Origin of the sequence: Priestia sp. YIM B13486, assembly GCF_042787865.1 — a bacterium.
Lineage (GTDB): Bacteria > Bacillota > Bacilli > Bacillales > Bacillaceae_H > Priestia > Priestia megaterium.
This window is the reverse complement of sequence record NZ_JBHZOZ010000026.1, coordinates 1-14027: the sequence shown is the minus strand read 5'-3', so window position 1 is coordinate 14027 and position 14027 is coordinate 1. Positions and strand designations below refer to the sequence as shown.

Here is a 14027-nt window from a genome sequence, read left to right as displayed (position 1 = left end):
CGTATGACGGGAAATCTGTCACGTACGGTTCTTAGGGGGGCGGGCGCTCGTGAGAGTGCCTGCCTACCCGACGTAACGAGCTTTATACATCATATAGAGATTTAAAAAGAAATGTAATCTTCATATTAAGTAAGTAAAATAAATTATTTTTGACTAAAAGCAATTTTCAATCCGATAAGTGTAAAGATAGATCCTTGTATAAAATTTATCTTTTTAGATATTAAGTGATTTTTATGTAGGAGGTGACCTATCTTTCCTGCAAACAAGCTGATTAAAGTAAAAATAATTAATGTTTGAATTAAGAATACGACTCCGTAGATGAGCATTTGTAGAGTAATGTTTCCAGATGAATAATTAATGAACTGTGGTAAAAATGCAAGAAAAAATAAAGAGACTTTTGGGTTCAAGATATTCATTAGGATGCCTTTTTTATATAAAGATTTATACTCTGAATAACTTTTATTTTCAATGCTAAAACTAGAATCTTTTTCTCTAAATGCCTTATAAGCTAGGAATAATAAGTAAGCAGCTCCTACATATTTGAAAATAGCAAAACCTAAAGCAGATTGATAGATAATTGCTGAAATGCCTAAAGTTGCAGCAGTTATATGAACAATTAAACCTGTGCAAAGTCCTAAAGCAGTTGATACTCCTGCATTTTTACCATTTGATATACTTTGAGCTAAGATAAATAAATTGTCTGGACCAGGCATCAGAGTAAGTAGTACTGCTACACCTAAAAAAGAAATTATTGATAGTACGTCCATAATTAGTTCTCCTTACTAAAATATTTTATAAGATTATAACACAAAATATGGAATATAATGTATTTTTTTATAAAATTTCAACCTTTATTGCTGATAATTGTAGTCTGTACCTCAGGAATGATAATTTATATATGAATTACAGTTGAAAATAAGAGTAGTAAAGGATAAAATTGTAATTGTTAGATTTTTCTAACTCCAAGTTTTAATTGAGTAGAGGAGAGATGAGTTTAGATGAGTAAAGCAGAGTTTTATGAGCAAGTTGGAGTAGCCATGACGTGTAGGTCTTATGGAGAGTATGAAAAGATGTTTTTGTTAGAAGATTCTTTTCTTAAAAAAGGAAAAATCTTAGATGTTGCAGCTGGAGCTTCTTCATTTGTAGCAGAAGCTAATAACAAAGGCTATGATGCTGTTGCTGTAGACCCTCTTTATAATTTAACCGTACAGCAAATGAGCTTACATGGACAGAAAGAAATGAAAGAAGCTTCCGAGAAACTGGCTAAAAACAGTTCATTCTTATCTTGGGATTCTTATAAGAATTTGGAGGAACACGATAAGATAAGAGAAGATTCTTTTAAACTCTTTTTAAATCACTATAACAAAAATTCTGTAGAAAAACGTTTTATTGCTGGCACTTTACCTCATTTACCTTTTGATGATGAGACATTCTCGCTTGTGTTATGTAATCATTTCTTATTTCTTTATCAAGAACAGTTTGATCTTGAGTTTCATTTACAGGCCATTCGAGAAATGATTCGAGTAACTAAAAAAGGCGGTATAATTAGAATTTATCCGTTAGTAGGGTTTAAGAATGAACGATACCCTTATTTAGATGAATTAGTAGAAACTTTAAATGATGAAAATATAATAGTTAAAACGATAGATACAACATTTCGTTTTGTTCCTGCAGCGACAGAACTTTTAACTATAAATAAATTATAACTATACAAAACAAGTCTTTCTCTAATGGAGAGAGACTTGTTTTTTTGAAGATTGCCGATAATCCGTTTTATGGTAACTAGAAAGATAGTTAAGAACCCTTAGGAGGGTGCCTCATTATGGTTTTAATCTATGATCATAAATATTAGACTTAACTAACTTCTACTTCCATGTAACGGATTCCACAAAACGTGTAATATGTAACGCGATAATTTTAAATTGATTTTTGTGTCACACTGTTCCACTGGTGTTCATCCAGTTTGGCATAGTAACTTTACACCGTAAATTTGTCAATTGGTGTAAATTACCCCTGCCCATCAAGTCGAGACAAATCATTACCCCCATAACGGAAAAATGCCATTTTTGTGTAATTTAATGGAATTGATGGTGTTTTTTAAGTGCATTGAGATTTCAAATGCAAGAAACAGGGGTGTGTAGTAGAATAGATAATACTGGAGGGGGATTGATGAAAGAATATATTTATGTAGAAAACGAAAAAAAAATGAAATTGAAATGTGGATTTTTTAAAAAAGACATCGTATTTACCATATCACTCTTGTTAGCAATCTTAAGCTGTTTATTCCATGCACCAAAGCTAGAATATATAAATTTTAAAGTATTAGTCAGTTTATTTAATCTTATGCTCGTAGTTAAGGCTCTGGAAGAGCTTAAACTATTGGATAAGTTCGCCATTGCTATACTAAGTAAATGTCATAATAGTAAAAGTGTTTCAGCAATCCTAATTTTATTATGCTTTTTTAGTTCCATGCTTGTAACGAATGATGTTGCATTAATAACATTTGTACCATTAACACTTATAATTAGTAAGATTATACAAACTTCTATGTTAGATACTGTTATATTAGAGACAATTGCGGCTAACATTGGAAGCAGTCTAACTCCAATGGGAAATCCTCAAAATCTTTTCATATTTACTAACTACGGAATAAGGCCTATACAATTTTTCACAACAATCCTTCTATTAGTGGTTCTTGGAATTATTCTGTTATTCTTTCTTAATCAAAGATTGAATAGTAAAACATTGGAAATGGAACTTCCGTATATTCCTATAAATAATAAAAAAAAAGCAACAGTATGGGGAATACTATTTGGCATCATATCTGTATCCATACTAGGGGTTTTAAGCTATAAACTTGCGTTTATCATCGTATTGGGAACCGCATGTATACTTGACATAAAATTATTGAAGAAAATTGATTATTTATTGCTTATTACTTTTATATGCTTTTTTATATTTATAGGAAACATATCGGAATTAAAGGTAGTACAGACATTTGCCAACGAAAATCTCAAAAGTCCCACATCTATCTTTTTCAGTTCCATAATTTTAAGCCAACTGATAAGCAATGTACCAGCTGCGATCTTTTTATCAAAATTCTCCGTGAATTGGCAGCCTTTATTAGTAGGTGTGAATTTAGGTGGACTTGGCACGATTGTGGCTTCCCTCGCAAGTGTAATTTCATTTAAACTTTTTATTAAGAGAGATCCACAAAAAAGTAAAATGTACCTTATAAGGTTTAGCTTTTATAACTTTTCGATTTTAGCTCTTTTAACTCTTGTTTATTATTTTACGATGAAAAATCAACATTTCTTTTAATACAAAGTAATTGGTTTAAACAACTTTGGGGTTCTACCAATATAAAAAAACCAATTTCTCAAATTTTAATACTGAGAAATTGGTTTTTTATTATGAGATTTTAATTTGATATAATAGTATTTTTAATTTTTTTCCACATAACTCAATAGGGGGATACAACGAAATGAGTAAAAAAACGGCTTTGTTGCTTATAGATGTCCAAAACATCATGTTTTCTTATGAAGGTGGATCTTTATGGAATGAACAGCAAGTGCTTCAAAATATTACTTATCTAAGGGAAAAAGCTCACCAATCTAATGTACCAATTATCTATATCCAGCATACAGACCCTAGTTATAATAGTATGCTTAGTGAAGGAAAAGTCACATGGGAAATCCATCGTGATGTTAGCCCCTTACCAACAGACATAGTTATTCAAAAATCTTCTTGGGACGCATTTTATCAAACAACTCTACATAAAAAACTTCAGGAACTTGAAATTGGAAGATTAGTCATTGCAGGGATGCAAACTGAATTTTGTTTAGATACTACTTGTAGAAGAGCATATAGCTTAGGTTATAAAGAGAATATCTTAGTAAAAGATGCTCATAGCACATTTGATACGGCTGTGCTTTCAGCTTCAAAAATAGTAGAACATCATAATAATATTCTAGGCGGCAGATTCGTTACATTAAAAGAAGTAAAGAAAATTATATTTTAATCTAATAAATAACTTTTCAAAGGAAAAAACAGCCTTTCAAAGGCTGTTTTTTGTTCCTGGAACGCACATTATGGTAACTAATTTCGTATAGGATATACATCTAGTCCTCCTTTATTTGTTAAAATTAAAGAAAAGGGGGGAGGGACCATATGATCATATCTGCAATGGTTGCTGTAGGAAAAGAAAATGTAATTGGGAAGGATAATGATATTCCCTGGAGACTCCCAAATGATTGGAAATATCTAAGAAAAGTTACTATGGGGCATTCAATTATTTTAGGTAGGAAGAATTATGAATCCATCGGAAAACCTCTGGAGGGACGTAAAAATATTATAATGACCACAAATGAAAATTATAAAGCTCCAGGTTGTTATATAGCTCATTCAGTTGAACAAGCTCTTTCCATGTGCGAAGGGGAAGAAGTATTTATCCTTGGAGGAGAGGAAATTTATCGACAATTCCAACCCTACACTCATAAATTGTACATAACTAAAATCAATCATTATTTCAAAGGTGATCGCTTCTTTCCAGAGTTTGATTTTTCTCTATGGAAAGAGTTATCGGTTGAAAAAGGTATTGAAGATGAAAGAAATCATTATGAACATTACTTTCATGTATATGAAAAAATCAACTAATTAAGTTAAGATACCAATAAATACCTTTTATGTAAATTAGATTAGTATATAATATATAATTTAAAAAGAAAAATTTAGATAAAAGTATTGTTAAAATTACTTTTATTATGTAAAATTTACCTATAAAACAGACTATGTGTTACTGGCGTAAACATGGAGGACCATGAGGAAGCACATAGATAACGGCCGTACGCCTGGGCAAAGTATTTGAACATGAGTTCAAATACTTTTTTTATTTAGAAAGGGGATTTTTTACATGAAAGAGATTGGTTTACGGTACGGAATGAACCCAAATCAAAGTAAAGCTAAAGTTCAGAATGCTAAAAACACGCCTATTAAAATCTTAAATGGAGAAGCAAGTTATATTAACTTTCTAGATGCATTAAACGCTTTTCAACTGGTTCGGGAGCTTCGACAGGCTACTGATCAACCTGCAGCTGCATCCTTTAAACACGTAAGTCCAGCAGGTGCAGCTGTGTACTCTCCACTAAATGAGACACTTACTGAATCCTATTTTGTTAAAGGCCTAGACCTGTCTCCATTAGCGATTGCTTATGCAAGAGCGCGTGGGACAGATAGGATGTCTTCATTTGGAGATTGTGCTGCTTTTAGTGATGAAGTGGATATAACTGTAGCTAATCTCCTCAAAACAGAGGTTTCTGATATGATTGTTTCACCAAGCTACACTCAAGAAGCACTAGAGATTTTGAAACAGAAAAAGAAAGGAAAATATCTAATTTTAGAGATTGATCCAAATTATGTGCCTGATCTAATTGAAAAAAGAACGATATTTGGCATTACTCTAGAACAACAAAGAAATGATGTACAGATTGGGAAAGAAGTTTTCAATCAGATTGTTACGACTCAATGTGATATCCCTGATCATGCAAAGAGAGACCTTCTTGTTGCTCTTATTACATTAAAATATACACAATCAAACTCCATTTGTTTCGCATTAGATGGCCAAACAATTGGAATTGGTGCTGGACAGCAGTCCCGTATTCATTGTACGAGGTTGGCTGCTGAAAAAGCTGATAAATGGTGGCTAAGACAACATCCAAGAGCCCTTAACATGAAGTTCAGAGAAGGCATTTCTCGTGTAGAAGTTAATAATGCAATTGATGGATGGCTGAATGATGATATTACTGAGGTAGAAAATGAGCACTGGAAACAATGTTTTGAGGAGGTCCCTGCTAGGCTAAGTAAGAGTGAAAAACGAGAATGGCTAAAAAGATTAAAAGGCGTTTCCTATGCATCCGACGCTTTTCTACCTTTCCGTGATAATATCGATCGTGCGGCTCAAAGTGGCGTTAAATATGTGGTTCAAACAGGAAATTCTTTACGAGATGAACAAGTTACACAGGCAGCAAATGAATATGGGATGATCATGGCACATTCAGGTATACGTGTATTCCATCATTGAGCTATGAATTAAATATGATTAGCCCAAAAGAGCCAAGACTTATAAAGGGATTGGCTCTTCTAGAATGTTTTCGATACATGCGATTATGGCAACTACATTTTATATCATTTACATATAGTCATCTTTCTTATGAAACGAGGTTATTATGAGTGTCTTTAATTTAATTTAGCTAATTTTTTCAAACGTTCTTTGTCCTTAATAATGTAACCTCGCGACTGCTTTTCAATAGTCTTTGATTTACATAGCTGGGCTAGTACATGGAGTAGATGGCGATATGATACACCCAAGTATTCGCATACTTCAGTATGTTTTTCTTTATAAAAGTTATCATCAGCCGACAACATTATAAAAGCAGCAAGACGGTTCTCGAGTGGATAGGCCTGATTTTGTGTATACTTTGCTGAAATTTTAGTTGCTTTCTCACTTAAAAAACTGCATAAATATCTGAGAAATGTTACATCTGTTAAGAGCTTATTTTTACAGGTGTTAATAGGAATAGCTAAACAAATGGTTTTAGTGACAGTTTGTATAGCTTTAGAATATCTTTGTGAATTTAATAGTTCCACTTCCCCCATAAATGTTGGAGCTTGTAAAAAATTAATCAAGGACACTTTCCCATTTTCGTGTGTAACATAGAGTTTTGCCTTACCTTCAACAAGATAATAAATATATTGAGGATAGGAGCCTTCCTTATAGATAAATTCACCACGTTCAAATTCGCAGACCTGAATAAATGGAGTAATTGGAAAGGAAAAAAGTGATTGAATAGAGTATTTCTCGATATAGTAACTTTGCATAGGCTCGTTTAAAAATTTCATTTTTTCTCCTACTATTATAAAAATATGAGATATCTCACATTATTTTATGTTTTTACATGCTATGATGCAATAAAAGTTGATAGATCAATAGGGAGTTGTTTCATAAAGATGATCAAACAAGATGAATATTGGAATGAAGTAGCTAATAAAAAAGAATTTACTACGCCTTTTCAACCTGAATTATTCCTAACACATGTTAATCACAATGCTGCCATATTAGATTATGGTTGTGGGTATGGACGGACTTTATTGGAATTAAGAAGTTACGATTATAACAATTTACATGGTGTAGACTTTTCAGAAGAAATGATTAAAAGAGCTAAGTCTCATAACTCAGAAATCGATTTTCAAGTTATTCAAAGTGGGAAGCTTCCTTTTTCTAATGATTCTTTGGATGCTGTCTTACTTTTTGCAGTTTTAACATGTGTTCATAAAAGTGAGGAACAAAACGCTATTTTAAATGAGATTAAACGGGTACTAAAGCCAGGAGGTATTATTTACATCAACGACTTTCTACTGAATAGTGATGAAAGAAATAAATTACGTTATGAAAAGGCACTCACTAAGTATCATACATACGGGGTTTTTGAATTACCAGATGGGGCCATTTTACGTCATCATAGCGAAGAACGTGTGAAAGAATGGGTAGATCAATTTGAAACCTTAGAATACAAGAAAGTAGAATATACAACTATGAATGGAAATCGTTCAAATGGTTTAGTTTACATGGGGAAATTAAATTGAATTTATTATAGATAACATATAAAGGGGAATTGTAATGCTAGAGAAATTAGAGCTGGAAAAGATTAATCTTCAAGAAATTACAAAAGATATTAAAGATCAACACGTGAATTTTCCTGTATCGAATATTAATAATCACTGTCTTCGTATAGCTGTATTTTCAGGCGAATACAAATGGCACTATCATTCTAATTCAGATGAGCTTTTTATGGTTTTGGAGGGAGAACTTTTAATTGATTTTAAAGATAGGGATACAGCCGTGTTAAAACCGAATGATACGTTACTTATACCAGCTGGAACAATACATAGAACCAGAGCGAAACAAAGAACAGTAAATCTTTGTTTCGAGGATATAAACGCTGATACCATAATTATTGATGAGTAAATGAAATAACATAAACATTGTAAAAGCCATTTAAGATAAGTCTTAAATGGCTTTTACGTATGTACAGATAAATTCTTATAAGCTGTTTTATGTAAACAGAATATGTTACCGATCTTCCAAGAAAAAATTCTGAAAAGGTATATTGAACATCACCATTTAGTGAGATATATAAATAAAATAATGAAAAAAGTATTAAGCGAGAAGGTGCGTCTCGTCTAATACTTTTTTCATTATTTTAAGTGGTAAGTTTTATGTTTAATTTTATGAAATCCTATCTGTGAGTCTACTAAATACAATCGGCTTTGTACTCAACATTGGTGGTAAATGCAATTTAAACTGTGATAATTCGCCTTCTACGTCCATCTCATAGGCAATTAACACAGTCATTTCCGTATGAGAAAGATTCCACTTTGTCGTGTATACATTGTAATGATGATGTTTCATCTCTATATTAACTGATTCCCACTTTAAATATAACGTATCGTTTTGTTTATACACTTCCATTTTCCCATATGCAGGATGCTCAAATATCCCTGTATATTCTTCTACTGCATGTGTAAGGGTTGTCTCTTTTACTTGTGGAAGAGGCTTATCTAATTCTTTCATCATTTCTTTAAATTTAGCTGTATCTTCTATAGCTCTTTTACGCCAGTCAATTGCATCTAGCTTCAGAAGCTCATCATAAATTTGATTCGCAAGGTAAGATGGTAATAATGTTGTACCAGTGTTTGTTAATATAACAAGTCCGACATTTTCCTCTGGTATAAAAGATACGAGTGCTGAAAATCCATCAATATTCCCACCATGATGGATTACTCTATAACCCCGATATGCACTAATAAACCAGCCAAGTCCATAGCAATTTAGTGTTGTTTCTGATGTAGATAAAAGTGGTTCATCTGGAATTGGAATATGCGGTTGATACATCTGCTGTAACATATCAGGTGTAATAAGTTCATGTTCGCCCACTTTTCCTTGATTTAAGTGGAATAGCACCCATTTGGCCATATCTTCTATATTTGAGTTTATGCAGCCCGCAGCACCAACTGTATCGATGTTACGAAATGGAACTTTGACTATATCTTCGTTCTTTTCAATGTATGGAAGTGCATGATCATCTTTTGCTTGTGAAGTAGTAACTGAAAAATTTGTATCTTCCATATGAAGAGGTTGCAGGATATGTTCGGATACATACTGTTCCCATGTCTGATTTGTAATTTCTTCTACCATATAGCTAATGGTTGCATACATTAAATTATTATATAAAAAGCTTGTACGAAATGGTGCATCTAGCTCCAAATATTGAATTTTTTCTGCGATGTCTTTTCGTGTTAGTGAAGATCCATACCATAGTAGTTCATGACGACTAACACCAGAACGATGAGAGGCCAAATCACGAGCTGTAGTTTGTGAGCTTGCTAGAGGATCATGGAGTGAAAAAGCAGGAATATACGTTTGAACAGATTTATCCCAATTAAACTTTTGTTGCTGAGCAAGTAAACTTAGAGAAAGCGTCCCAAAAGCTTTTGTAGATGAACCAATTGCAAACAGTGTACTTGGTGTAACAGGTTTTTTATTTTCAATGTCGCGATACCCAAATCCTTCAGAAAGAATAATTTCTCTATCTTTTATGATTGCGACTGCTGCTCCTGGCACATTTAAATCTTTCATCATTTCCTTTGTATAACCACCCAGGCGACCTGTAAGAGAGGATTTTATTTTTTGCATAAGAATTTTTCTCCTTTACCATTTTTTTCTACAAGTAGGTTATTTCGAGATAAAGAAGAGAAAGACCTTGTTGTTAACAAAGATGTCATATTTTTAGTTTCTGACTAGGAGTTATAGTTGACATATAAATATATTCTTTTTAAGAACAATGGACAAAGGTTTTAGATATCTTGACTATTCATAACGCACATTATGTTAATTAACTTTGTATGTAATCTCCATCAATAGTTTACAAATTCTACAAAATAAATAATACTTATATTTATTGGAAGTTGCATAAGACATAGAAGGGGAATTTTTTTATGAACAAAGTTATGGATTATTACTCAACATTTGATGAGTGGGGACGCCTAGATAGAGAACCCTTAGAGTTTCAAATAAACTGGCATTATATACAAGAGTATCTACCGGAAAACGGCAGTATATTAGATAATGGGGCTGGTCCTGGTAAATATGCAATGACACTAGCCGAGAAAGGATTTCAGGTAACGCTAACTGATCTCACTCCTAAATTAGTAAAGGTAGCTGAAAATAAAGCACAAGAACTTGAGCTTTTTAATCAATTTAATGGATTTCATATTATGGATGCAAAGGATTTAAATTTATTAAAAGACAAAGAGTTCGATGCTTCCTTGATGATGGGGCCAATGTATCATCTACAGAATGAACAAGATCGTGATGCTGCTGTTAAAGAACTGTACCGCGTGACAAAAGATGAGGGAGTTGTATTTGTTGCCTTTATGTCCCGAATTAGGCACGCTATCTCTTCACTGTTAAATCCAGAGGCGTGGAAACCCAATAATACAATGGACAATATCGAAGAGTTTATTGCTACTGGCGAATTTAATCATCAGGATGAAGGAAGATTTACAGGAGCTTATTACTTTGATCTACAAGAAATTAATCCTTTTATGGAATCTAATGGATTTGAAACTTTAAGTCTAATTGGATCATCTAGTATTGGTTCTCTTTTATCTAAAGAACAATGGAATTATTGGACAGACAAGGGACAAGTTGAGTTTGATCGATTAATTGAATTATTAAAGAAAACAGCAACCGACCCTTATACTTTAGGCGTTTCGTCACATTTGCTTTATATTGGTAAGAAAAAAAGATAACTAAATAGTTATCTTTTTTCACGATCAGTCTTTAGATATATCTGATTGCATTAAGTAAATAATAAAGTACTTTACATATTATTAAAGTTTCACTATTTATACTTAGGGGAGACACATACAAGAAAAGCCCTCAAAATTAATTGAGGGCTTTTCTTACATGTGTGGTTGATCATAGCTGCTTTTAATAGTTGATAAAAGTGTAATATATACATGTACATATCTAAAATATAGTATTGGGTTATAATTTGTCCAGTCAAAAGGTAAGCAAAATAAAAAGCCACCCAGTATTTGCAGGACAGGTGGCTTTTTACTATAAAATGCATGTGCAGACACATAATAACATATTTTTGCTATATAGACTATATTTTTCCGTACGAGCATATGTATAAAACATGCGCTTTTTATACATTTTTTCTCGTTCGTCTCCTACTAAAGCGTTAGTATGTCAAAGATATATAAAAAGCTGCATTAACGAGAAAATATCCTCATCGAGAACCCCTACTGCCACAAGGGTTCTTTTGCTTTCTTGCTTCCTTGAAGATGTTTTATGCTAACTATAAAAAGAAAGATAACATTAGATTATTTGTGTCAGACATTATAACAAAGTTATAGCTTGTTTATATCAGTTTCCGGTAATATAAAGTTAGTTGATTGAAGATTCAGAAATCCTTTTTTTACATAAAGACAGCACCTAAATAATTAGGTGCTGTCTTTATGCAGAGTGGACAGACATTTTAATTAAAATACTAGGTATAAAAGTCGAAAAGAGTCTGCTTTCATTCTTCATATTTGAGTTATAACTTTACTTCTAACTCTCTAAGCAGTTGCTTTACTCCCTCACGGCTTAGAATTACTTTTCCTTTTGCCAAGATTAGATTATCTTCGGAAACTTCACCTGTCACTTTACAGGCTAAATTAGGTGAATATTTTTTCAACACAATGTTCTCATTATCTACAAAAATTTCAACAGGGTCGTTCTTTTTAATATTTAATGTTCTTCTTAATTCGATGGGTAAGACTACTCTTCCCAGGTTGTCTAGTTTCCTAACGATGCCAGTAGCTTTCAATTTAAAACCTCCATAAAATATTACTTACATACCCATTAAGTGTACAATATGCTTTTTATTGTTTTCATTAGTAATATATTACATTTTAGGTAGAGGAAGATATTTCAGTATCATAAGGTTAGGAAGAAAGGTTGCATGGAAGAATTATAATGGAAATTGTTAAATCACTCAGCATTTTTAGTTTAACTCGATGTAGTAATTAGAAATATAACTTATTCAAGTTATTTATAACCTATATAAGACTAACTTTAGCATATAAGTAAATCGTAAAACATTTTATAAAAATCATTAATTTCACCATTTACACTTATTGACGACAAATTAGGGTTTATTTTAATTATGTATATAAATGATATAGTTTTATAATACGTGATATATAGATAAAAAAGATAATGTTATTTATATAAGTTTGATTTAATGTTTTTAATATATGTAATAGTTAACTTACTTACTTAAAATTTGTCGTCATTTAGAGTAAATGATAAAACTATCATTTTTATAATAGAGTTTATACATTTACCACTATATATAAAATTAATCTATATTTCATCTTTAATGAAAACTACATTTTTAAAAGTAAATCGAATTTAAATATTTATAAATTTTATTTTAAGTTATTATAAATATAAAAATTTCTTGAAAGGTAAATATAAGATAGAGTGGTATATGATAGGGAGTAGAATTCTCTATTTGTCGCCACTTTATTTAAATAATAAAACCAATCAATTTAACGAGATACTTTATTATTTACTTAACGTAATGTGATTTATATGCAGGAACGTTTATGGAAAATTATATCCACTGTCTCATCCGTTCATCTTATTTTTTATTACGCATATCTTTTTTTATTTGTTTCATAATAAAAAGGAATGAATGAAGAAAGGAAGCGAAATCAATATGCAAAACTTGACGGAGCTAGAAGTAGAGAATTTGCGTCATCTTATAGGAGCACATGGGACACTGATTAATAAATTAGAACAATACGCACAAGAATGCAATGATCCACAGCTTACAGCAATGCTACAAAAAGATGCACGTGACGCTAGAAATACAAAACAACAGCTCATTTCATTTTTAGGATAGGAGACAGATAAAGATGAATGAAAAGGATATCGTAAATGATTATTTAGCAGGTCTTAACGCAAGTTTAACAGGTTATGCCAATATTATTAGCCAAACAAATAATCAACAATTATATGAGACACTTATTCAAATACGTAATCAGGACGAGACACGCCAACGTAGTGTGTATGAGTATGCAAAACAAAAAAATTATTACCAACCAGCTGCTCCAGCAAATTCTACTATTGTACAACAACTTAAAAATCAATTACAACAAGGATAGAAGAGGCTACCTAAGCATTAGGTAGTTTCTTTACTTTTAATCTGTATATGTCATCATTTCTAATGACCATAATACAGCTGCTCGGTAGTAGCACAAATAACTCTGTTTGAATAAATCAAAACAGAGCCATAATAAGTATTAAAAATTTTTTAATTAATTACAGCATTTTATATATTTCAATAAGATTCTTATCTGGATCCCGAAAATGTGCAATACGTGATCCCCATTCTTTACGATCGTGTGGTTCAGTAACAAATTCAATCTCATTTTCTCTTAAATAATTATAGGTCTTATCAACATCTTCTACTTCAAATTGAAGTAAAAAGTTTGATTGAACTTCACCATGTAAAAGCTTATTTTCCTTTCCAATCACCTCTGTCATGGCCTTTTGAGATAAAAGTTCAATTTTTGTTTCTCCATTATTGAAAAGTGCATACTCCATTTCTTCCTCATACCAACTTATTGGAATTCCTAATAAATCTTTATAGAATTCAGCACTCTTTTTAAAATCATTAACTAATAGTCTGATTTGTAGCAGCTTCAATTTAATCCCCTCCTCATAGTATAATTCTCTTTATTTACCAAAAGACCTTTGTATTTTCCCATCCGTGTACCCTGCTCATTTTTAATTATTCTAATCGAAATTAGTGTATAGGATATACAATTGTAGTTACGTCGGGTAGGCAGGCACTCTCACGAGCGCCCGCCCCCCTAAGAACCGTACGTGACAGATTTCCCGTCATACG

15 protein-coding genes and 1 riboswitch are annotated in these 14027 nt (G+C 32.0%); of the genes, 10 read left to right on the top strand and 5 right to left on the bottom strand.

Going from position 1 to position 14027, the window contains the following annotated elements; genetic code table 11:
• Window positions 1-143 precede the first annotated feature (143 nt).
• Window positions 144-767 carry a LysE family translocator gene (locus ACFX4G_RS27930; RefSeq protein ID WP_162213438.1) on the bottom strand — a complete coding sequence of 208 codons (624 nt, stop codon included), beginning with the start codon at window positions 765-767 and terminating at the stop codon, window positions 144-146.
• Between the two features lie 231 nt (window positions 768-998).
• Here ACFX4G_RS27930 and ACFX4G_RS27925 point away from each other — a divergent pair, with 231 nt between their 5' ends.
• The 5 genes from ACFX4G_RS27925 (at window position 999) to ACFX4G_RS27905 (ending at window position 6079) form a co-directional block, all read left to right on the top strand.
• On the top strand, window positions 999-1706 hold the full coding sequence (locus tag ACFX4G_RS27925) for a methyltransferase domain-containing protein (RefSeq protein WP_165575353.1): 708 nt from the start codon (window positions 999-1001) through the stop codon (window positions 1704-1706).
• 463 nt (window positions 1707-2169) lie between these two features.
• A complete protein-coding gene (locus tag ACFX4G_RS27920) occupies window positions 2170-3321 on the top strand; it encodes an SLC13 family permease (protein WP_043979262.1) in 1152 nt (383 codons plus the stop codon).
• Window positions 3322-3484: 163 nt separating this feature from the next.
• The gene (locus ACFX4G_RS27915; RefSeq protein WP_377570141.1) at window positions 3485-4021 is read left to right on the top strand and encodes a cysteine hydrolase family protein; all 537 of its coding nucleotides are present in this window, start codon (window positions 3485-3487) and stop codon (window positions 4019-4021) included.
• Between the two features lie 149 nt (window positions 4022-4170).
• Window positions 4171-4656 carry a dihydrofolate reductase gene (locus tag ACFX4G_RS27910; RefSeq protein ID WP_165575350.1) on the top strand — a complete coding sequence of 162 codons (486 nt, stop codon included), beginning with the start codon at window positions 4171-4173 and terminating at the stop codon, window positions 4654-4656.
• 128 nt (window positions 4657-4784) lie between these two features.
• A riboswitch (ZMP/ZTP riboswitch) is annotated at window positions 4785-4863 on the top strand.
• Window positions 4864-4912: 49 nt separating this feature from the next.
• Entirely contained in the window at window positions 4913-6079 is a 1167-nt protein-coding gene (locus tag ACFX4G_RS27905) for a phosphoribosylaminoimidazolecarboxamide formyltransferase (protein WP_377570143.1), read from the top strand.
• Between the two features lie 155 nt (window positions 6080-6234).
• Here ACFX4G_RS27905 and yeiL read toward each other — a convergent pair whose 3' ends face one another.
• A complete protein-coding gene (gene yeiL / locus ACFX4G_RS27900) occupies window positions 6235-6897 on the bottom strand; it encodes a transcriptional regulator YeiL (RefSeq protein WP_377578309.1) in 663 nt (220 codons plus the stop codon).
• A gap of 108 nt (window positions 6898-7005) precedes the next feature.
• Here yeiL and ACFX4G_RS27895 point away from each other — a divergent pair, with 108 nt between their 5' ends.
• Together ACFX4G_RS27895 and ACFX4G_RS27890 are read left to right on the top strand one after the other, a co-directional pair.
• Window positions 7006-7641, top strand: a complete 636-nt coding sequence (locus tag ACFX4G_RS27895) for a class I SAM-dependent methyltransferase (RefSeq protein ID WP_080781613.1) — start codon at window positions 7006-7008, stop codon at window positions 7639-7641.
• 52 nt (window positions 7642-7693) lie between these two features.
• The gene (locus tag ACFX4G_RS27890; protein WP_322552493.1) at window positions 7694-8023 is read left to right on the top strand and encodes a cupin domain-containing protein; all 330 of its coding nucleotides are present in this window, start codon (window positions 7694-7696) and stop codon (window positions 8021-8023) included.
• A gap of 261 nt (window positions 8024-8284) precedes the next feature.
• Here ACFX4G_RS27890 and ACFX4G_RS27885 read toward each other — a convergent pair whose 3' ends face one another.
• Complete coding sequence (locus ACFX4G_RS27885) at window positions 8285-9751, bottom strand: serine hydrolase (protein ID WP_322551920.1); 1467 nt, start codon at window positions 9749-9751, stop codon at window positions 8285-8287.
• A 302-nt stretch (window positions 9752-10053) separates the two neighbouring features.
• Between ACFX4G_RS27885 and ACFX4G_RS27880 the strand changes: the two genes are divergently transcribed.
• On the top strand, window positions 10054-10869 hold the full coding sequence (locus ACFX4G_RS27880; RefSeq protein WP_043979252.1) for a class I SAM-dependent methyltransferase: 816 nt from the start codon (window positions 10054-10056) through the stop codon (window positions 10867-10869).
• 794 nt (window positions 10870-11663) lie between these two features.
• Here the strand turns inward: ACFX4G_RS27880 and ACFX4G_RS27875 are convergent.
• A complete protein-coding gene (locus ACFX4G_RS27875) occupies window positions 11664-11936 on the bottom strand; it encodes an AbrB/MazE/SpoVT family DNA-binding domain-containing protein (protein ID WP_043979250.1) in 273 nt (90 codons plus the stop codon).
• 897 nt (window positions 11937-12833) lie between these two features.
• Between ACFX4G_RS27875 and ACFX4G_RS27870 the strand changes: the two genes are divergently transcribed.
• Together ACFX4G_RS27870 and ACFX4G_RS27865 are read left to right on the top strand one after the other, a co-directional pair.
• On the top strand, window positions 12834-13019 hold the full coding sequence (locus ACFX4G_RS27870; protein WP_013060044.1) for a hypothetical protein: 186 nt from the start codon (window positions 12834-12836) through the stop codon (window positions 13017-13019).
• A 13-nt stretch (window positions 13020-13032) separates the two neighbouring features.
• Window positions 13033-13281 carry a spore coat protein gene (locus ACFX4G_RS27865; RefSeq protein WP_013060045.1) on the top strand — a complete coding sequence of 83 codons (249 nt, stop codon included), beginning with the start codon at window positions 13033-13035 and terminating at the stop codon, window positions 13279-13281.
• A gap of 157 nt (window positions 13282-13438) precedes the next feature.
• Here ACFX4G_RS27865 and ACFX4G_RS27860 read toward each other — a convergent pair whose 3' ends face one another.
• Window positions 13439-13825: a VOC family protein gene (locus tag ACFX4G_RS27860; RefSeq protein ID WP_043979246.1), complete on the bottom strand. Its 387-nt coding sequence runs from the start codon at window positions 13823-13825 to the stop codon at window positions 13439-13441.
• Window positions 13826-14027 lie beyond the last annotated feature (202 nt).